15 protein-coding genes are annotated in these 18,840 nt (G+C 63.6%); 2 read left to right on the top strand and 13 right to left on the bottom strand.

Features of this window, described 5'->3' with window-relative positions; translation table 11 throughout:
- Positions 1–130 precede the first annotated feature (130 nt).
- From KFO72_RS17605 to KFO72_RS17595, 3 genes are read right to left on the bottom strand one after another with little or no spacing between them, the layout of a single operon-like run.
- Positions 131–517: a RidA family protein gene (locus KFO72_RS17605; protein WP_176052278.1), complete on the bottom strand. Its 387-nt coding sequence runs from the start codon at positions 515–517 to the stop codon at positions 131–133.
- 52 nt (positions 518–569) lie between these two features.
- Positions 570–2,057 (bottom strand): N-acyl-D-amino-acid deacylase family protein, encoded by a 1,488-nt coding sequence (locus KFO72_RS17600; RefSeq protein WP_225032676.1) that lies wholly within the window; start codon positions 2,055–2,057, stop codon positions 570–572.
- Between the two features lie 3 nt (positions 2,058–2,060).
- A complete protein-coding gene (locus KFO72_RS17595) occupies positions 2,061–2,951 on the bottom strand; it encodes a MurR/RpiR family transcriptional regulator (protein ID WP_060599286.1) in 891 nt (296 codons plus the stop codon).
- 141 nt (positions 2,952–3,092) lie between these two features.
- Here KFO72_RS17595 and KFO72_RS17590 point away from each other — a divergent pair, with 141 nt between their 5' ends.
- On the top strand, positions 3,093–4,370 hold the full coding sequence (locus KFO72_RS17590) for an amino acid deaminase (protein WP_054929719.1): 1,278 nt from the start codon (positions 3,093–3,095) through the stop codon (positions 4,368–4,370).
- Positions 4,371–4,440: 70 nt separating this feature from the next.
- Here the strand turns inward: KFO72_RS17590 and KFO72_RS17585 are convergent, their stop codons facing one another.
- Entirely contained in the window at positions 4,441–4,911 is a 471-nt protein-coding gene (locus tag KFO72_RS17585) for a MarR family winged helix-turn-helix transcriptional regulator (RefSeq protein ID WP_054929688.1), read from the bottom strand.
- 35 nt (positions 4,912–4,946) lie between these two features.
- Entirely contained in the window at positions 4,947–6,542 is a 1,596-nt protein-coding gene (locus KFO72_RS17580; RefSeq protein WP_225032675.1) for an MFS transporter, read from the bottom strand.
- A 129-nt stretch (positions 6,543–6,671) separates the two neighbouring features.
- Here KFO72_RS17580 and KFO72_RS17575 point away from each other — a divergent pair, with 129 nt between their 5' ends.
- Positions 6,672–7,514: an EcsC family protein gene (locus KFO72_RS17575; RefSeq protein WP_225032674.1), complete on the top strand. Its 843-nt coding sequence runs from the start codon at positions 6,672–6,674 to the stop codon at positions 7,512–7,514.
- On the opposite strand, the gene KFO72_RS17570 is transcribed toward KFO72_RS17575, so the two are convergent.
- The 8 genes from KFO72_RS17570 to KFO72_RS17535 all read right to left on the bottom strand — a co-directional run bounded on the left by KFO72_RS17570 (position 7,484) and on the right by KFO72_RS17535 (position 18,756).
- The gene (locus KFO72_RS17570) at positions 7,484–8,434 is read right to left on the bottom strand and encodes an alpha/beta hydrolase (protein WP_225032673.1); all 951 of its coding nucleotides are present in this window, start codon (positions 8,432–8,434) and stop codon (positions 7,484–7,486) included. The two genes, KFO72_RS17575 and KFO72_RS17570, sit on opposite strands and share 31 nt — an antisense overlap.
- Before the next feature lie 162 nt (positions 8,435–8,596).
- Positions 8,597–9,031 carry a CHRD domain-containing protein gene (locus tag KFO72_RS17565; RefSeq protein WP_060599290.1) on the bottom strand — a complete coding sequence of 145 codons (435 nt, stop codon included), beginning with the start codon at positions 9,029–9,031 and terminating at the stop codon, positions 8,597–8,599.
- 165 nt (positions 9,032–9,196) lie between these two features.
- The gene (locus tag KFO72_RS17560; RefSeq protein WP_412101786.1) at positions 9,197–13,684 is read right to left on the bottom strand and encodes an ATP-binding protein; all 4,488 of its coding nucleotides are present in this window, start codon (positions 13,682–13,684) and stop codon (positions 9,197–9,199) included.
- The gene (locus KFO72_RS17555; RefSeq protein WP_054929684.1) at positions 13,668–14,414 is read right to left on the bottom strand and encodes an aquaporin; all 747 of its coding nucleotides are present in this window, start codon (positions 14,412–14,414) and stop codon (positions 13,668–13,670) included. The genes KFO72_RS17560 and KFO72_RS17555 overlap by 17 nt, the downstream gene beginning before the upstream one ends.
- A gap of 179 nt (positions 14,415–14,593) precedes the next feature.
- Positions 14,594–15,235 carry a response regulator transcription factor gene (locus KFO72_RS17550; protein ID WP_060599291.1) on the bottom strand — a complete coding sequence of 214 codons (642 nt, stop codon included), beginning with the start codon at positions 15,233–15,235 and terminating at the stop codon, positions 14,594–14,596.
- An 87-nt stretch (positions 15,236–15,322) separates the two neighbouring features.
- Entirely contained in the window at positions 15,323–16,033 is a 711-nt protein-coding gene (locus tag KFO72_RS17545) for a response regulator transcription factor (RefSeq protein WP_060599292.1), read from the bottom strand.
- A 134-nt stretch (positions 16,034–16,167) separates the two neighbouring features.
- Positions 16,168–16,821, bottom strand: a complete 654-nt coding sequence (locus tag KFO72_RS17540; RefSeq protein WP_054929681.1) for a response regulator transcription factor — start codon at positions 16,819–16,821, stop codon at positions 16,168–16,170.
- A 657-nt stretch (positions 16,822–17,478) separates the two neighbouring features.
- The gene (locus KFO72_RS17535; RefSeq protein ID WP_225032677.1) at positions 17,479–18,756 is read right to left on the bottom strand and encodes an MFS transporter; all 1,278 of its coding nucleotides are present in this window, start codon (positions 18,754–18,756) and stop codon (positions 17,479–17,481) included.
- Between the last annotated feature and the right edge of the window lie 84 nt (positions 18,757–18,840).

Here is an 18,840-nt window from a genome sequence, read left to right as displayed (position 1 = left end):
CCGCCCCGCACAGGGGCGACGCTTGAAGCGAGCTAACGCATCGCGGATGCCAGCGAAAAAGCAAATCGCGGATGCCAGCAAAAGCAAAAGCACAAGCAAACCAAACAAAACCAAACCAAACCAAAAAACCTCAACCCGCAGACTTCTTATAAGCGACGCAGTCAACCTCAACCTTACAATCGATCACCATCGACGACACAACACATGCCCGCGCAGGCGGATTCGCCCCAAAGTACTCCTTGAACACCTTGTTAAAGGAAGCAAAATCCCGCGGATCATCGAGCCACACCCCACACCGCACGACGTGCTCAGGCCCATACCCGGCCTCGGTCAAAATCGCCAGCACGTTCTGAATGGTCTTGTGCGACTGCTCGACAATCCCGCCATTGATCACTTCGCCGTTCTCCATCGGCGTCTGCCCCGACACGAACAGCCAGCCGTCCGCCTCGACCGCACGCGCAAACGGCATCACCTGACCGCCCGTGCCTTTGCCACCTTCAACGCCATAACGCTTCATCGTTCAACTCCTGTAACGTAAGCGCGTCCGCACCCAATGCGAACGCAAAAATTCAAAAGCCCTGCGTATGCTCGGCCCGCGACGCCGCCGTCGCCCCACGCGCCACAAACTTCCCCGCGCGCTCGTCCGTCGGCTTGCCATCCAGATACGACAGCACGCCATTCACCCACACCGCGTCGATGCCGTCAGCCGCCTGCTGCGGCTTCTCGAATGTCGCCGCGTCGCGCACGCGCGCCGGGTCGAACAGCACGAGATCGGCGTGATAACCGATGTGCACCTCACCACGCTCCTTCAACCCAAAACGCCGCGCCGACAAACTCGTCATCTTGCGAATCGCCTCTTCCAGCGGAATCAGCTGCTGGTCGCGCGCATAGTGGCCCAGCACACGCGGAAACGCGCCCCACAAACGCGGATGCGGCAGCGGATCGTTCGGCAAACCATCGGAGCCCACCATCGTCGCCGGATGCGACAGGATGCGCCGCACATCGTCCTCGGACATGTTGTGATAGACGGCACCCGCAGGCTGCAAACGCTTCGCCGCTTCCTGCTGCGGCACACCCCACTCCGCCGCGATCTCCTTCACCATCTTGCCCGCCATCTCGGGATGCGGCGTCGACCACGTGATCGTGATGTCGATATCGCCCGTCACCTGCTTGACGTCGAGCGTCGATGAACTGCGGTTGTACGGATAACAGTCGCAACCGACAGGATGAAACTGCCGCGCGCCTTCCAGCGACGCAAGCACTTCAACACTGCGCCCCCAGTTCGACGGCCCCGCGCATTTCAGGTGCGAGATGATGACTGGCACCCGCGCATGCTTGCCGATGCGGTACGCCTCGTCCATCGCATCGAGAATCGCATCGAACTCGGTGCGCATGTGCGTCGTGTACAACGCGCCCGCCACCGCGAGCGGTTCAGCCAGCGCCATCACTTCTTCCGTCGGCGCGGCAAAGGCGGAGCCATACGCGAGCCCCGAACTCAAGCCCAGCGCGCCATTCGCGAGCGCCTCTTCGAGCTGCACGCGCATCCCGTCGATTTCCTCACGCGTCGCCGCGCGGTCGAGCCGGTCCATGTGGTTGTTGCGCAGCGCCGTATGTCCGATCAACGCGCCGACATTCACAGATGGCTTCGCTTCATTCACGGCATCGACATAGGCGGCGAATGTGGGGTACTGAAACGCGTCGCGCGCGCCGAGCAGGTTCATCGGATCGGGCGGGTCGCCTTTGAGCGACACGGGCGACGCGCTGATCCCGCAATTGCCGACGATCACCGTCGTCACGCCCTGGGTGATCTTCGGCAGCATTTGCGGCGAGCGGATCACGTGCGTGTCGTCGTGCGTGTGCACGTCGATGAAGCCGGGCGCGAGCGCGCGGCCGTTCGCCTCGATCACCTCTTCGGCCAGCCAGTTCGACAGATTGCCGATCGCGGCGATCTTTCCATTGCGCAACGCGACATCGCGTTCGACAGGCGGCGCGCCCGTGCCGTCGTACAGTTGCGCGCCGACGATCAGCGTATCGGCGGCTTCGGGGTGCGAGTGCATGAATCAGTCTCCTAGCGGTTGTCGATCGCCGCCGCCACGATGCGCATCGAGCGCATGCTTCATGCGGCGCAGCAGTTCACGGCTCTCGTCGCCGAGGCTCACGGCCAGTTCGGTGACGAGCACGTCGAGCGCCATCATCATCGCGTAGCGCGACGACGACGGCTTGTAGATGAAATCGGTTTCGAAAGCGACGATGGGAATCACCCAGTCGGCCAGCTTCGCAAGCGGCGAGGCAGGCGCCGTCACCGTGATCAGCGTCGCGCCATAGCTGCGCGCGATCGTGCAGCTGTCCACCATTTCCGGCACGCGCCCTGTCGTCGACAGCGCGATCACGACGGTGTCGCGCGAGACCGTCGATGCCACCATGCGCTGCAACAAGCCGTCCTGATACGTCGCCACGGGCCGCCCCAGGCGCACGAGCCGAAAGCGCATTTCATCGGCAAGCGCCGTCGAGCCGCCGCCCATGCCGAACACGTAGATCATGCGAGCTTCGCGCATCGCCGCCGCAGCCTGCGCGACGGGCGCCTGACACAGCAACTGATGATTGTGCGTAAGCGCCGTCTGCAACTCGTCGAACACACGCGTCGCCAATGGCTCAGGCGCGTCGGCCTGTGCACCCGGTTGCAGGAACCGCTGACCGACGGCGGCCGCCTGCGCGAGCCGCAGCTTGAGCTCGCGCACGTCGCGGCAGCCAACCGCTTTTGCAAAACGCGTGACCGTCGCGACGCTCACTTGCGCCCGCTCGGCCAACGCGCCGATGCTCGCGCGCGACGCGCCCGTCAGATCGTCGAGAATCAGCGCCGCGACCTTGCGCTCGGCCGAACGCAATTCGGGCGCGCATTCCGCAATGCGGGCGACAATGTCGAAGGCAACGGGTTCGGCGGTGGAATTCATGGCTCGCAAGTGCCCCGCGCCGCCGGTAACATTGCTCGCCGCACGCGTGGTACTAAATAACATTTCATCAAACATCGTACTTTCGGTAACATATGAAAGTCAACTTCGATTCGATTTAACTGGCCGATGGAGCAGGATGACATGAAAGTTACAAACTATCAGGGAGCCACGATCGACCCTTACAGCAAGGGCTTGGGCAATGTGCCGGGCACCAGCATCCAACTGACGGACGCGGCGCGTCTCGAATGGAATCTGCTCGACGAAGACGTGAGCCTGCCCGCCGCCGTTCTGTATGCGGACCGTATCGAGCACAACCTGAAGTGGATGCAGGCGTTCGTTGCCGAGTACGGCGTGAAGCTCGCGCCGCACGGCAAGACGACAATGGCGCCGCAACTGTTCCGCCGCCAGATCGAAACGGGCGCGTGGGGCATCACGCTTGCCACCGCGCATCAGGTGCGCGCCGCGTATCACGGCGGCGTCTCGCGCGTATTGATGGCGAACCAGCTGGTCGGCAAGCGCAACATGCTGATGATCGCGGAACTGCTGAGCGATCCGGATTTCGAGTTCTTCTGCCTGGTGGATTCCGTCGAAGGCGTCGAGCAGCTCGGCAAGTTCTTCGGCTCGGTGAAGAAGCAGTTGCAGGTGCTGGTCGAACTCGGCGTGCCTGGCGGCCGTACAGGCGTGCGCGACGACGCGCAAACGCATGCGGTGCTCGACGCGATCGCGCGTTACCCGGATTCGTTGAAGCTCGCGGGCATCGAACTGTATGAAGGCGTGTTGAAGGAAGAACAGGAAGTGCGCGACTTCCTGCGCAGCGCGGTGAAGCTCACGCTCGAACTGTCTGACCAGGGCCGCTTCGCTCGCACGCCGGCTGTGCTGTCGGGCGCGGGCTCGGCATGGTACGACGTCGTCGCGGAAGAGTTTTCGAAGGCGTCGCGCAAGGACCGCATCGAAATCGTGCTGCGCCCGGGTTGCTATCTGACGCACGACGTCGGCATCTATCGCAAGGCGCAGACGGATATCTTCAAGCGCAATCCTGTCGCGAAGCGCATGGGCGAAGGGCTGTTGCCCGCGCTGCATCTGTGGGCGTACGTGCAGTCCATTCCTGAACCGGACCGCGCGATCATCGGCCTCGGCAAGCGCGACTCGGCATTCGACGCGGGCTATCCGGAGCCCGCGAAGCACTATCGTCCGGGCACGCAGGCGCCGCGCGACGTGGCCGCCGACGAAGGCTGGGAAATTTTCGGCCTGATGGATCAGCACGCCTATCTGCGGATTCCCGCAGGCGCCGATCTGAAAGTCGGCGACATGATTGCGTTCGACATCTCGCATCCGTGCCTGACGTTCGACAAGTGGCGTCAGGTGCTGGTGCTCGATCCGGCGTATCGCGTGACGGAAGTGATCGAAACGTTCTTCTGATTCTTCTTCGATCGAAACGGCGCTGCGTCTCTCACGACACAGCGCCGTTTTTTATTGGCTCATTGCTGGCTCAACGCCCGGTTTGCGTCGCTTCCACATCGGTCGCCGCAGAGGCGGCTACTTCACCGATGCGCGCTTCGAGCATCGTCAGCGCGCTCGACAGACCCTCGAGCACATCGTCGGGCAAGGCGGCCATCGTGTCGTGCAGGAATGCGTTGCGATCCGGCAGGCTCGTTTCGATCGCGGCGCGGCCATGCGCCGTGAGCTTCACGTTCGTGATGCGGTTGTCGCGCTCGTCCATGCTGCGCGAGATCCAGCCCATCGCTTCGAGCGACTTCAATTGCCGCGTCAGCGCGCCCGGATCGATGCGCAAGCGTTCGACCAGTTTCTTCTGCGACGACTCGCCCGCCTGCTCGTACAACGCGAGCAGAATGCGCCAGCGCGGCATAGGATGCCCGACGCGCCCTTCGAACGCCGACATGAACGCGCGATACGTGCGTCCAAACTGATGCAGGATAGCGACGCGGTCCTGTTCTTCCATGATCTTTCTTCGATTCAAAAGCGCTTACATTCCCGTCAATCCGCGTGGATGACCGGCTCGATCTGCTTGCGCAGCTTGACGGGCGGCACGCGCCGGCTCTGCCAGATCGCAAACAGCGACACCAGCGCGCCCAGCATCAGGCCGATATGGATCGCACCCACCAGCGACTCGCGCGCCGACTCCAGCAGTACGGCGCCATTGTGCCCTGCCTTCGCGAGTTCGCTCAAAAGCGTGTGCTGCGCGTCGCGGTTCACGAGGATCTGCGGATCGCCGAGATCGGCGATCCATTGGCTCGCCTGATCGCCATCGAGCGCGCTGCGCACGCCGCTCGCGTACATATGCGTGACGAGCGTGCCCGTCAGCGCCGTGCCGATCATCCCGCCGATCATCCGCAGCGACTGCAGCAGCGCCGTCGCGATGCCGAGATGCTCGCGGCCCGCCGTCTGCTGCGCGAACACGGTGAGGTTCGGCAGCACGAAGCCGAGGCCGAGTCCGCCGAAGGTCATGAACAGCATCAGCAGCCAGTGCGGCATCGCGCGCGTCGCGATCACCACGCCGAGCGACGCCGCCGCGAACAGCGCGAAGCCGATGAACAACATCACGTTCGGGTTCGGCACGCGCGACACGATGCGCCCATTCGCAATGCTGCCAATCGTGATGAACACGACGAGCGGCGTGATCACGAGCCCCGCCTCGTTCGGTGTCATGCCGAAGCCGCCCTGGAACAGCAGCGGCGCGTAGAACAGCAGCGAGAACATCGCGAAGCCGCCGAGCACGGCCAGCACGAACAGCGCGGACAGGCTCTTGTTGCGGAACATGTCGATGGGGAGAATCGCTTGGGGGAAGCGCTTTTCCCATTTCCACAACGCAATCGCGCACGCCACGCTCACGACGAGCAACGCAAGCGCCGAAGCTGTCACGCCATGCTTGGGCAGCAATTCGACGAACATCTGCAAGCTGCCGAGCGACAGCGCGATCAGCAACGCGCCGGGCCAGTCGAGCCGCATCTTGCCTTCGTGAACGACATGCCGCAGATGCGGCAGATAACGCCACACGAAAAACAGCGACAACAAACCGACGGGCAGATTCACGTAGAACACCGAGCGCCAGCCGTAGTATTGCGTGAGAAAGCCGCCGAGCGACGGACCAATGGCGTTCGCGATGCCGAACGCCGTACTCATCAGCACCTGCCAGCGCAACCGGACCACGGAATCGGGAAAGAGATCGGGAATGCAGGCGAACGCGGTGCCGACCAGCATGCCGCCGCCGATGCCCTGCAAGCCGCGCGCGATCACCAGGAACAGCATGTTGTTGGCCGCGCCGCAGAGCACGGAAGCCGCCGTGAACACGATGATCGATGCAATGACGAACGGCTTGCGGCCGTAATAGTCGCCGAGGCGCCCGAAGATCGGCACGGTAATCACCGACGTCAGCAGATACGACGTCGCGACCCACGCGTACAGCTCGAAGCCCTTGAGATCCGCGACGATCGTCGGTAGCGCGGTGCCGACCACGGTTTGGTCGAGCGCGACGAGCATCGAGACGAAAGAAACGCCGAGCATCGCCAGCAGCGACTCCCGGAACGGTAAAACTTGCCCACTCGAATGGTGGGCGGCGGTATGCACGGCCATTTTTGATCGAACAACAGTTGACGAGTCAACGATAAGGAATCATACCATGCTGAATGGTTCTAATTCGGGTGCGTCGATTGCGACCGCTTCCTCCGACGATTCTCAAAAATACCGACACTCAGGGACATCATGGAACCCACTATGCTCGCCGCCCCGCCGCTTTCCGCGGACGATCTCGCGGCCCTGCGCCGCGCCAAACACGAGCTCGAAAGCCCGGCGCTGACGATGAAGCTCGCCAGCATCGTCGGCTCGCCGATGGAAAAGCTGATTTCGCGCATGCCGTCGATCGCCAGCGACAAGGTCAACGACGCGACGCAACTCGCATTGCGCAAATGTCTGCAGATCGCGCTGCGCACGCTCGGTCGTCCGATGGGCGGCGCGCCGCTCGGTGTCAGCGACCGTCCGAGCAATCTGCTGCACAAGTTCGCGGTGGCGACGACGGGCGCAGCGGGCGGCGCATTCGGGCTGTTCGCGCTACCCGTCGAACTGCCCGTCACGACCACGCTGATGTTCCGCTCGATCTGCGATATCGCGCGCAGCGAGGGCGAGGATCTGACGTCCGTCGATGCACAACTGCAATGCCTGACGGTGCTCGGCATGGGCGGCACGTCGAAAGCCGACGACGACGCCGATTATGGCTACTTCATCATGCGCGGCGCGCTGGCGCAGGCGGTGTCGAAAGCGTCGTCGGAGATCGCGACGAAAGGGTTTACGACACACGGCTCGGCGGCGTTGCTGCGGCTCTTGAACACGATCGCGGCGCGCTTCTCCGTGCAGGTGAGCGAGCAGATTGCTGCGAAGTCGATTCCGGCCATCGGCGCGGTGCTTGGCGCGATGGTCAACACCGTGTTCATCGATCACTTCCAGCAGGTGGCGCACGGCCACTTCACCGTGCGCCGGCTCGAGCGCCAGTACGGCACCGAGGCCGTACAGGCCGCGTATCAGGCGATCGACCTTTCGCTCGCCGGATGAATGTCGCGCGGCTCGCTCGTCACGCGCGCGACGAAGCGCGCGGCGAGATCGAGCGCACGGCGCGCTTCGGGAATGAACGGCGCCCAGAGCTGCCACACGTGCGGCATCTTGCGCCAGATCTCGAAGTCGATATCGACGCCCGCTGCGCGCGCCTTGTCCGCGACGCGGCGCGAATCGTCGAGCAGGACTTCTGTGCTGCCCACCTGCATGAAGAGTGGCGGCAGCCCCTTCAGTTCCGCGTAGAGCGGCGACGCGTATGGATGCGTAGCCGGCGTGTCGGCGAGATAAAGCCTTGCGGCCCTTGCGATGGAAGGGCCGTGAAACATCGGATCGATGCCGTCATTGGTTTGCAGCGACGCGCCGGTCGCCGCGAGATCCGTCCACGGCGAAAACAGGATTGCACCGGCCGGCAATGGCTCCCCCGCATCGCGCAACGCGGCCAGCGTTGCGAGCGCGAGGCCGCCACCCGCCGAATCGCCGGCGATCACGATCGAGTCGGGCTTCGTGCCGTCTTCGAGCAAGCGGCGATACGCGGCCAATGCATCGTCGAGCGCGGCGGGAAACGGGTGCTCGGGCGCGAGCCGGTAATCGAGCGAGAACACCCGCGCGCCGCTGCGCGAAGCAAGCCCAAAGGATGCCGCGCGATGCGTCTGCGGCGAGCAGAAGTAATAGCCGCCGCCGTGCAGATAGAGGATCGTCGCCGTGTGCCTGCCGTCGACGCGCGTCAGCCATTCGCCGCGCAACGGCCAGTCGTGCTCGCCGTAGCGTTCATCCAGCGTCCAGCCGGACGGCACATGCGGCGTGTACGCGCGTTTCGCCGTCAGCCTGCGTGCACGTTCGGCGCTGATCGTCGGATGCCGCGTCTGCGGATGAAACTGACGGCGCAGGAACCAGCATGCCAAGGCGCTTTGCCAACTCATCGGGCACTCTCCGTCGCGGGTTGAATCGCCATGGTACGTGGCTTTCCACGCGCTTCAGTCGAAGGCGGCTTCTATTGGCGACGTGGACGCGCGCGCGCCGTTTGAAAACAAACGGCCGGAACCCTTGCTTGAAGGTTCCGGCCATCGTGCTGCGTGCTTCGCTTAATTCGCCGGCAACACCTGCCCGCGAATTTCCCCCGTCGGATTCTGCGCGGTGTGAACGTTGAAGTACCACTGGCCGCCCATCAGGTCGGTGACCTGATGCTCCGTCAGCGTTGCTGAGCCTTTGATCGGACTGGCGAGCGCGTTTTTGTCGATGGGCACCTGCACCTTGGCGTTCTGCCCGACGGGCGCTGGACCGTGGAAGTGAGCCATCGTCACGGGACCCGACAGACTCTCGTAAGTCGCTGTCCACTTGAGTGTATTGGTGGAGGTATCGAACGTGGCGTTCAATGCGCCATGCCCGTGACTCACGCGCGGCGGCACTTCACTCGACGGCTCCAGGTCCGCCTTCAATTCCACGGTATCCGCCAGCGCGACACCCGACGCCAGCGCCCACAAGACAGCCACCATGCTCAGCTTTCGAATTGCAATCATCGTTCTCTCCGAGTCTTTGCGCGCTGGATCGGCGTCGCTTCACGCGTGGTGCGTGAGCGGACGCCGTCTCATGCGCCAGCACATACTAGTGCAATTCGGAGCGCCGCGCGTGACGCACGCGCAGCGGTGCAAGGCGTGGCGAAGCGGGAGAAGGAACGGGGGAACTCAGGCGAGCAGCGCCGCCTGCTCTTCGATGCCGTCGAGCATCGCATTGCACGTCCGCACGAGCGCAATGCCCTCGCTGCGCAGCGCATCCGACGGCGCCGAGGTCAATTGCCCCCGATACTGTTCGAGCGCGCCGAGCAGCGGCGGATACTGCAACACGCCCACCGCGCCAGCGACACGATGATGCCATTGACGCAACGCCGGAATATCGATGTCGTTCAGCAGCGGCGGCAACGCGCGCAGATCGTCGCGCACGGCCGACACGAACGCATCGAGCAGCGATTTGACCGTCGATTCACTGCCCCAGATCTGCGTCAACTGGCTGAGATCGACGGGAACGAATGGGATGCCGCCGGCGCTTTCATGTCCGGCATCCGGGACGACAGCCGTGGTTGCGTCGCCTTGCGTGGCGGGCCGCGCGCTGTCCGCGCCGAACCAGCGGCTCAGATATTCACGCAAGGTGGCGAGCCGCGTCGGCTTGACAAGGCAATCGTCCATGCCGGCCTCGCGGCATGCCTTCAGATCTTCGGGCGCGGTGTTCGCGGTGATCCCGAGTATCGGCAGATGCGCGCCTGTCAGCCGCTCGCTTTCGCGCACCGATCGCGCCAATTCGTAGCCGGACATGATGGGCATGTGACAGTCGGTGATCAGGAAGCCGTACGGTGTGGTGTCGAGTGCTTCGAGTGCCTCGGCGCCGTTATTGACGACGTCGCACGCGAAACCGAGCAGCGCCAGTTGATGACGGATCAGCTCCTGATTGACGGGGTGATCTTCGGCGACGAGCACGAGGCGCCCGCACGCAATCGCGCGCTCCCGATCCGGCGGCGCGGCCGCGGTTTCGGCTGCGCCGGGAAGACGGGCGGGCGTCGGCGAAAGGCCCGTCAATGCGGCCGCGCATGCCGCGCTCAGGCCGCGCCACGAGATCGGGTTGATGCTCACGCGCACGGCGTTATCGACGATCCGGTAGCCCGTCGGCTTCGGCTTCTCGGTCAAGCTGATGATTTTCGCGCCGGCCTGCGCGACGGCCGCCGGCAGTTCGACGCCGTCGCCGACGAAGATGAGGTCCACACTTCGCAGCGCTTGCGGATCGCGCAACTCGGCAAGGTCGGCACCGGCGCACCGCAGTTCGATGCCGAGGGCCGCGCCGAAGTGCGCGAGCGCCTTCGCGACGCACGCATCCGGCGTCGCAACGATGCCGCGCTTGCCGCGCAATCCGCCCGCCGTGTATTGCTGCATTTCGAGCGGCATGCGCAAACGCAGCGTCATATGCGTGCCTTTGCCAGGCGTGCTCGACAACGACAGCGTGCCGCCCATCAACGCGATCAGTTTGCGGCAGATCGTCAGCCCCAGGCCCGTGCCGCCGAATCGCCGCGTGGTCGACGATTCCGCCTGCATGAAAGGCTCGAACAGGCGAGCCTGGACCTCGGGCGCGATTCCAATGCCCGTATCGACGACGGTCATCTCGACTGTTTGTCCCGCCTCGCTCTCCTCGACTACCTTCACGTTCACGTCGACCTCTCCCCGCGGCGTGAACTTGATCGCGTTGCCGAGCAGATTGAACAGGATTTGTCGCAGACGTACGCTGTCGCCGCGCAGCGTTGCAGCGATTTGCGGATCGATATCGACGCGCACCTTGAGACCTTTCTCATGCGCACGCCCCGCCAGCAGACCGACCGCCGTATCGACCAGATCACGCAGGTCGATCGGCTCGGACTCGATGGTCAGTCGTCCCGCCTCGATCTTCGAATAATCGAGCAGGTCGTCGAGAATCTGCAGCAGCGCACCCGCCGATTCGTGGATCATCCCGAGCATCTCACCCTGGTCGGCATCGAGCCGGGTGCGCTCCAGGACTTCGACGAGTCCGAGCACACCGTTCATCGGCGTGCGGATTTCGTGGCTCATCATCGCGAGGAAATCGTCCTTCGCACGCGATGCCGCTTCGGCCAGATCGCGTGCGCGCGCCAGTTCGTCGGCGCGCAGGCGTTCGATGCTCGCATCGACCCAATAGCCGCTCCAGACGGTCGCATTGCTCGGCTCGCGACGCGGCACGAGTTGCGCGCGAACCCAACGCTGCTCGCTCGGACCGTCGATCCGGAACTCCAGATGCAGCGGCTCCGACATTTCAGCGGAACGCTCGAGCGCGGCGACGACGCCGGGACGGTCGTCCGCGCAAATGCTGCCGAAATCCAGCGCTGGGCGGCGCATCAGCACAGCGCTGTCGTAACCCAGCAAGTGTTGGGTATCGCCGCCTACATAGGGGAACGTGTATCGGCCATCGAGCCCGCGGCGCAACTGGAAGACGACCGCCGGCAACGAGCTGGTTACGTCGACGAGACGCCGCTGCATCTCGCTGGCGAGCATTTCGGCGCGGCGGATATCGGTGATGTCGACCAGCGTGCCGAGCACGCAAAGCGGCGTACCGTCGGCGCCGTTACAGATGCACACGCAAAAGAGTCCATGCCGGATGTCGGACTCGCCGTCTTCGAACTCCAGTTCGATCTGCGTGGCCGAGCCGCTCTGCAGCGCTTCGCGCGTCAACTGTTCGAGACGTGAGCTATTGTCCTTCCCCCAGGCATGCACGTCCGCGCTCGTGCGGCCGATCACGGCTTCGCGCCTGAGGCCTGTCGCCTGCTCGTAAGCCCTGTTGACGCCGATATAGCGCCCTTGCAAGTCTTTGGCGACGAGCGGATACGGGACCATTTCCATCATCGTCTGCTGGAAGTTCAGCTGCGACTCGAGCTCACTCTCGGTGCGCTCGCGTCGGCCCACTTCACGCTGCAGCAACACATAGGCGCGCAAGGTCACCAGCAGCACGACGCCGATGCCGATCAGCACGGGCAGCAGCCGCAGTGCCGTCACGCTCCAACCGCCTTGCGGCGGCGCGTCGCCCGTCACCCATTTCTGACGGATGCGCTGGCGCTCGGAAGCAGGCATGGCGAGCAGCGCGCGGTCTATCAGCCCCGTCAACGGCGCGAGGTCGTCACGAACCGCGAAGCCGACGGGAGCTGGCTCGCGCACCACGCCGACCACTTTCAGCACGCCCGCATATTCCCGTGTCAGCGCAGCGTCGATTTCCGCGACGTTGCCCACCAGCGCGTCGGCGCCGCCGGCGGCCAGCAGTTTCAGCGCGGCATCGAGATTGGGCGCGACCGTCGCGTGCGTCGCGACGACGCCGTACAACTCGAATGGCAACGCCCCCTGGCTATGCATCGACACCACGATGCGGCGCGCGGCAAAATCGTTGAGGCCGCGCGCAGCAGGTTCCGCCTCGCGCGCGACGATGACAAGCGGATAGGTTTCGTAGGCGCGGGTAAAAGTTGCGTGCTCCAGTTCGGAATCATTGCGCGTGGCAGTGGCGAGCAACGCGACGTTACCGCGGTTGAAGTCGGCAATCGTGGTCGGCCAGTCCTTCGCTGGAGCGCGGTGAAACGAGAGGCCGAGCGTGCGGCCCAGATAGTCGAGATAGTCGGCGGCGATACCCGCGGGACGGCCAAGCTCGTCGAGCGTGGTGAACGGCGCCCAGTCGGCGTCGAAGCCAACGGAAAGCGGCGGAAGCGACTTGAGCCACGCCTGCTCCTCACGGCTTAGCACGAGACTGGACACCGACGGCTCTGGTCGCGATTCGAAACTGCCGCCGATCCAGCGCGCCCGGATTGCGGCTTCGTCGTCCGGCCGCAACGCGGACAGCCCGCGGTCCAGCTTGTCGCGCAGCTCGCTTTTCGCGGCGGGCACGGCAAAGCGCATCTCGCTCGCCTGCCCCGTCTCCTCGAACGCGATACTGAGGTCACGGAATTCCGGGTCCGCCAGATAATGCCGCACGGCAGGCGTAAAACCGAAATAGGCGTCGTCGTCACCCCGCTTGATGGCGCGCAACGCGGCAAGCGTGTCGGCGAAGCTGTCGATACGTGCGCGCGGGAAACGCTCGCGTAGCACGGCGCCGAGCGCGAACCCCCGCTCGATAGCGACGCGCGCGCTTTGAATCTGTGCCTCGCCCGTGAAAGCCATCGCATTGCTCGCCCGCGTCACGACGGAAGTCGATCCCCGAAAATACGGCACCGAGAACGACAGGCAATGCTCGCGCTCCGGCGTGCGGGCTATGCTCATCAATACATCCACGCGATTCGCGCACGCGGCGGCAAGCAACTCGTTGAGGTCTGGAAACGACTTCGTCGTGATCTCGACGTCCGGCCCGACGACGGCGCGCAGATAGTCGACGCTCAGCCCGGTGATACGGCCTTCCTGAAACATCTCGAACGGCGACCAGCCGTTGGTGAGCACGCCGACTATCAGTCTGGACGGAAACGCTGGTGGACGCGCGCCAAGCGCGGCTTGGGCCGGCTGACCGCTCAGCAGTATCAACAGCAGCGCGAGGCTTGCCTTCAATGCCAGGCAAACTCCCGGCAACCAGGCGCGACGTGTGGCGTGAACACGAGAATGGGTGAAGATGCGCGATCGGTCCATGTGCGTACGCTCAGGCCGACTCGCCATGCCGGCCCCCCCGGGACGGCTGCGCGAAGATATCGCCCGGGTCGCCGGACAGATGCGAATGGAGCAAGCCGGCAAGCATGCCGCCCGCCAGCGGAGCCGCCCAGAAGAGCCACAACTGGTCGAGCGCCCAGTCGCCTACGAACAGCGCCGGTCCCGTGGAACGCGCGGGATTCAACGATGCATTGGTGATGGGCGTCGCAACGACGTAGCTCAGCATCAGCCATACGCCTGCCACGAGCGGATCGATCAGGTTCGCCGACTGGACATTGGAAACGAGCATGCGCACCAGCACGAACGCAAACGACATGGTGATTTCGACGGCCAGCGCGGAATGAAGCGGATAGTCGCCGGGAGAATGGTCGCCATATCCGTTCGCGCCGAACTCGCTTGCTGCGAGTTCGAAGCCGGGACGTCCGCTGGCGATGTAGACGAGCAGCGCCGCACCTGCGAGCGCGCCGAGCACCTGCGCGGCGATATACGGCGCGAGATAGCGAACGGGAAAGCGTTGCGCCGTCACGAAACCGACGGTGACGGCAGGATTGAAGTGGGCGCCCGAGAAGCGCCCGAGTACATAGGTCGCTGTAGCCAGCGCGAGACCGAATGCGAGCGGCGCAGCGAGAAGGCTATTCCCCTGCGCCCCAGCGTTGAGCATGGCCGTGCCGCATCCAACGAACACGAGCCACGCCGTCCCGGCACCTTCGACAACCAACCGCTTTCCCAGCCCTGACATGCATCCTCCCGTAACGGCTCGTCGCGGCAATTTTTTGAGACGGCTTACATACTTGCGCCGGGTGTCGATTGATTCGCATGACAAATCAATGTTGGCGCCGCTCCCCCGCGATCCGGGAGTCCAACAGAAGATTGTTGGCCCCGTGAACGAGATAGAGAATCAGACAACTCCTAAACCATTCAGGTGAGGCCGATCTGGCAGGCAAAGTCGATCACGTCAGCCTCCGTCTCGAGTCCGAGCTTGCGCATTGCATTGCGCTTCTGCGTGCTGATCGTCTTTGCGCTACGGTTCAGCCTGGCGGCAATCTGGCCGATGGTCAGACCGCTCACGTACATCGTGAAGACTTTCCATTCGCCTGCGCTCATCACGCCGGCCCGCGGCTGCGGTGTGCCCGCCTTCGCAATGGCGGCGCGCGCGTGATCTGACACGTAACCTTGACCAGTCAGCGCAGCGTCGATTGCGTGAACCAACGATGCGGTGATATCGCGCTTGTCGACGATCGCCGCAACGCCATGCTGCAGCAGCCCCATCAGGATGGACGGCTGATGAATCATGGTGAGCACGACAACCGGCAACTGAGGCGTCTGATGCAGCAACCGCCGCAGGAACTGGATCGCATTGCTTTCTCCGTCGATACCCGGCATGCCGATATCCGTTACGACGACGTCGCATGCGCATGCATCGAGCAGTTCGGCGAGCGCCTGCGTGTTCGCTGCTTCGCCCGCCACCGACACATGTGCGATCTGTTCAAGCAGACACCTGACGCCCACGCGTACACACGCGTGATCGTCGGCGACGATGACGCGAATCTTGTTTTCCATCTTGTTGTGATCTTGTTGATGGACCGTCACCGTACAGCGCGTTCCCCTCGAGGACGGTCACTTCGCCAGGGTTGCAGCTTCGCTGCGTCAGCCTCTTTTGCCCGACCCGCCGGGGCTGCTTGATGGATCGTCAGGCACCAATCCATGTTCGACGGCGAACCGGAATAAATCGGCATCGCTATGCAGCGACAGCTTGCGCATTGCAGTGCATTTCTGTGCGCTGATCGTCTTGACGCTGCGGCCGAGCCTCAGCGCAATTTCGGTCACGCCGCGCCCGGTCGCATAGTGCGTCAACACTTCGAGTTCGCGTCGCGAAAGAACCTGTCGGACATAGTCGATCCGGCGCGACAACGTGGCGTCGGCAAGCAACACGCGAATGGCGGGGCCGACATAGCATTCGCGCGCCAACGCGGTGATGATCGCCACATGGATCAGATCGATACGGTCGCGCTTGCTGAGGACCGCACCCACGCCCAGCGAAATCACCTTTTGCAGGCAATCCGCCGCGGTTTCCATGGTCAGCACCACGACCACGACGTCGGGATGACGTTCCTTGAACTGTCGAACCATTTCGACGCCGTCGCCATATACGCCGCCGGGCATGTGCAGATCCATGACGACCAGCTCGCATTTGATACGCTGCGCCTCGGCGAACAGCTCCGATGAGTCCGTTGCCTTCCCAACGATCTCGATATTGGGGAACCCCGACATCAGATTCTCCATCGCGAGCAGGACCAATGGATGGTCGTCGGCGATGACGGTGCGGATTGGCCGTGTCACATCCTTTCTGATATTCACGCGTGATCGCTCCCTGTGCTCTGTAGATTGGTATTGATTTGGCGAGCCTTTAGCCGGCTGAGGATCAGACATTCAACCGCTTCCCGACATAAGACTTCTCTGAATTTGAATGGACCTCTAACAACTACGCTTGATTAGCGGTCCTGTATAACTTTCTGTGCGAAACCGTACGCCCGCACGAACGCAAAAAGCCCTGGGTCGTTGCTGACGCCCAGCTTCGCCATTGCGTCGCGCTTTTGCCGGCTGACCGTCCGCACATCCCGCCCCAGGTCACGGGCGATTTCGGAGATCGACTTGCCGCGCACGAACATGCGGATCACCTCGGCCTGGCGTGGGGAAAGATTGCGCATGGGCGATATGCCAATCGGCTCACCGCTCGCTTCTGCGAGCGTCAGCAGGATCGACTGGCTGACGTAGGAACGGCCCGCGCCCGCCGCGCGGATAGCCGCGGCCAGTTCGTCCATTGATTCGCTCTTGTTGAGCATGCCGGTCACGCCGTCAGACATGATCGACCGGAGAATGGCCGCGTTAGTCAAACTGGTCAGCACGACGATGCGCACCTCCGGCCAGCCGCCCCGGATGCGCCGGATCAGCCGCAGCCCGTCGTCCGCGTCACCCGACGCATCCGGCATGGTCAGGTCCGTGACCAGCACATCGCATGAGGTCTTGCTCATCAGTTGAACGAGCGACGAAGGGTTCGTCGCCTCGCCGACGATCGTGAATCCTCCGTGCGCCACGAGCGTGGCCCGGATACCGAGCAGAACAAACGGATGATCGTCTGCCAGCATGATTCGAAGATTCACTATTGCCGCCTTGTTATTGGTTTGTGTTTGTCGATGTCGAAACGCTCATTTCGCAGCAACGTCGAAACGAGCTCGCTTTACGACAGCGCTCGCGACATATAGCGAATCATGTTCCGACAAATGAATCAAAACATTTACGTCAAAAACGGAATATCAGAGAGTTCCGAATCAATGGCCGATTCAAAGATAAACTACAAGGTTCGTTGAGTAATTACCGATTTCAGAATTCTCCATTGAGATAGCGCTTAACCATTTTCATCACGCTTTTTCCGAAATTTCCAAAGAGCTGCTAGGAAACCACAGCGCTCAGAACGACGGCACGCAGAGGCGATCGGCGCACCCGGCTCGCTCTCGCAACATCGCGCCAATGCATCTTAGATTCGCCTTGAGTACGAGGTACGTCGCAGAATCACGGTCACGAAATATGCTCGCGAGAGAAGAACTCCCTTAGAAATCGAAACCCGTTAAATCAACCACTAAAATAATTCCTACTTTCACAGCAGAAACATCAGACACATCAGATCGAATTTCATCCATAGGACGAACTCGATTAACTTCACCTCGAAGCAATACCGCAAATAAAAAAGGCGTCCGGCTCATCACCGGACGCCAAAAGAGATGTTCAGATAAGTGTCGACGCGATCACGCCCTGGCTCTCGACGCATAGCGCGCCGTGCGCACAGGGCGCGGGAAGATGGGCAGCGCAATCAGCGCGCACACGCTCGCGATCGCCCACACGGCCGGCCACGAGGTCGCCGCGAGCAGCGGCGGGATGGCGAGCGGCGTCACGAACAGGGTCATGAACGCGCACGTGTTGCCCATCGCCAGCGCGGTGCCGGCGCGGCGCGTGCCCGCGAGCGTCGCAAGTTCGGTGTAGGCGACGCCGTGCCATGCGGACGCGCTCACGCCACCGAGCACCACAATCGCCGCGAGCACGATCGCGATTGCGCCATGCGCGCCGTGCGCGCCGTTGGCGCCCGCGGCAATCAGCGCGAGCGTCGCGAACAGCAGCGCCGTCAACACGCTGCAAGCGCGCATGTACCGACGCCGGTTGCCGTGCCGGTCCGTCCAGCGCCCGCTCCACACGCGCGCGACGGCGGCGCCCGTCTGCACGGCGGCCATTGCCGCGCTGATCTCGAACACGCCTGCATGGCCGAAGTCGTGAAGAAAGACCGTCGCGAACGTTACGACGGCGAGCTGCGGCACGCACAGCACGCCGATGCCGAGCGCAACACGCCACACGCCGGCATCGCGCAGCGGCGAAACAGACTCGGCCGAGGAAGCCGCGGGCTCGCCGCCCGCCCCTGATTGCTGGCCGGCCGACGCAGCCGCGACGGGCGGCTCGTGCAGCCAGCGCCACGCGAACCACGCGGTCACCGCACACAGCACGGCGAGCACGCCATACACGGCGACGAAGCCGAAATGCGCGGCAAGCGAAGGCAACGCCAGCGCGCCCAATCCGCCGCCTGCGGGCACGGCCGTCTGCCGGATGCTCATCGCGAGGCCGCGCTCGCCTTCGCGAAACCACGCCATCACCGCGCGCCCGCTCGACCCATTGACGCTGCCGCCCAGCAGCCCGACGGCCAGCAATCCGAGCGCGAGCGGCACGATGCCGGGCGCATCGGCGCCGTGCGGCACCACGAAGCCTGCCATCGCGGCGAGCGCGGCGGCCGTCGTCAGGAGGCCGAGCAGCAGCACGCGCCGGTCGCCCCATCGGTCGGTGAGCAATCCCCATGGCAATTCGCTGACGGCGATGCCGAGCCCCAACATGCCGAGCACGAGGCCGAGCCCGCCGTTGCCTATGTGATAGCCATTGCGCAGAAAAATCGCCGTCGTCGGAATGCCCGAAAACGCGGCCGAAAAGCTCGCGTTCGCGGCAAAACCGACGCCCAGCACCTTCCAGCGGTGATTGCCGCCCATTGCAGATCCCTGTCCCACGCTCGCCTCCAGTTGTATCGGTTGGCGACCATCGTAGGATTGGACGATCAATCGGAAAAGCGGGAA

The organism is Paraburkholderia sp. XV, assembly GCF_020177535.1.
Taxonomy (GTDB): Bacteria; Pseudomonadota; Gammaproteobacteria; order Burkholderiales; family Burkholderiaceae; genus Paraburkholderia; species Paraburkholderia caribensis.
The sequence above is the reverse complement of the archived record's forward strand: the minus strand, read 5'-3'. Positions and strand labels throughout refer to the sequence as shown.

What these genes read in the sequence shown, in the direction of transcription:
- KFO72_RS17605 (WP_176052278.1), bottom strand. Translation starts at nt 517, where the DNA reads ATGAAGCGTTATGGCGTTGAAGGTGGCAAAGGCACGGGCGGTCAGGTG.
- KFO72_RS17575 (WP_225032674.1), top strand. Translation starts at nt 6,672, where the DNA reads ATGGAACCCACTATGCTCGCCGCCCCGCCGCTTTCCGCGGACGATCTC.
- KFO72_RS17580 (WP_225032675.1), bottom strand. Translation starts at nt 6,542, where the DNA reads ATGGCCGTGCATACCGCCGCCCACCATTCGAGTGGGCAAGTTTTACCG.
- KFO72_RS17555 (WP_054929684.1), bottom strand. Translation starts at nt 14,414, where the DNA reads ATGTCAGGGCTGGGAAAGCGGTTGGTTGTCGAAGGTGCCGGGACGGCG.
- KFO72_RS17590 (WP_054929719.1), top strand. Translation starts at nt 3,093, where the DNA reads ATGAAAGTTACAAACTATCAGGGAGCCACGATCGACCCTTACAGCAAG.
- KFO72_RS17550 (WP_060599291.1), bottom strand. Translation starts at nt 15,235, where the DNA reads ATGGAAAACAAGATTCGCGTCATCGTCGCCGACGATCACGCGTGTGTA.
- KFO72_RS17585 (WP_054929688.1), bottom strand. Translation starts at nt 4,911, where the DNA reads ATGGAAGAACAGGACCGCGTCGCTATCCTGCATCAGTTTGGACGCACG.
- KFO72_RS17540 (WP_054929681.1), bottom strand. Translation starts at nt 16,821, where the DNA reads ATGCTGGCAGACGATCATCCGTTTGTTCTGCTCGGTATCCGGGCCACG.
- KFO72_RS17535 (WP_225032677.1), bottom strand. Translation starts at nt 18,756, where the DNA reads ATGGGCGGCAATCACCGCTGGAAGGTGCTGGGCGTCGGTTTTGCCGCG.
- KFO72_RS17600 (WP_225032676.1), bottom strand. Translation starts at nt 2,057, where the DNA reads ATGCACTCGCACCCCGAAGCCGCCGATACGCTGATCGTCGGCGCGCAA.
- KFO72_RS17595 (WP_060599286.1), bottom strand. Translation starts at nt 2,951, where the DNA reads ATGAATTCCACCGCCGAACCCGTTGCCTTCGACATTGTCGCCCGCATT.
- KFO72_RS17570 (WP_225032673.1), bottom strand. Translation starts at nt 8,434, where the DNA reads ATGAGTTGGCAAAGCGCCTTGGCATGCTGGTTCCTGCGCCGTCAGTTT.
- KFO72_RS17565 (WP_060599290.1), bottom strand. Translation starts at nt 9,031, where the DNA reads ATGATTGCAATTCGAAAGCTGAGCATGGTGGCTGTCTTGTGGGCGCTG.
- KFO72_RS17560 (WP_412101786.1), bottom strand. Translation starts at nt 13,684, where the DNA reads ATGGCGAGTCGGCCTGAGCGTACGCACATGGACCGATCGCGCATCTTC.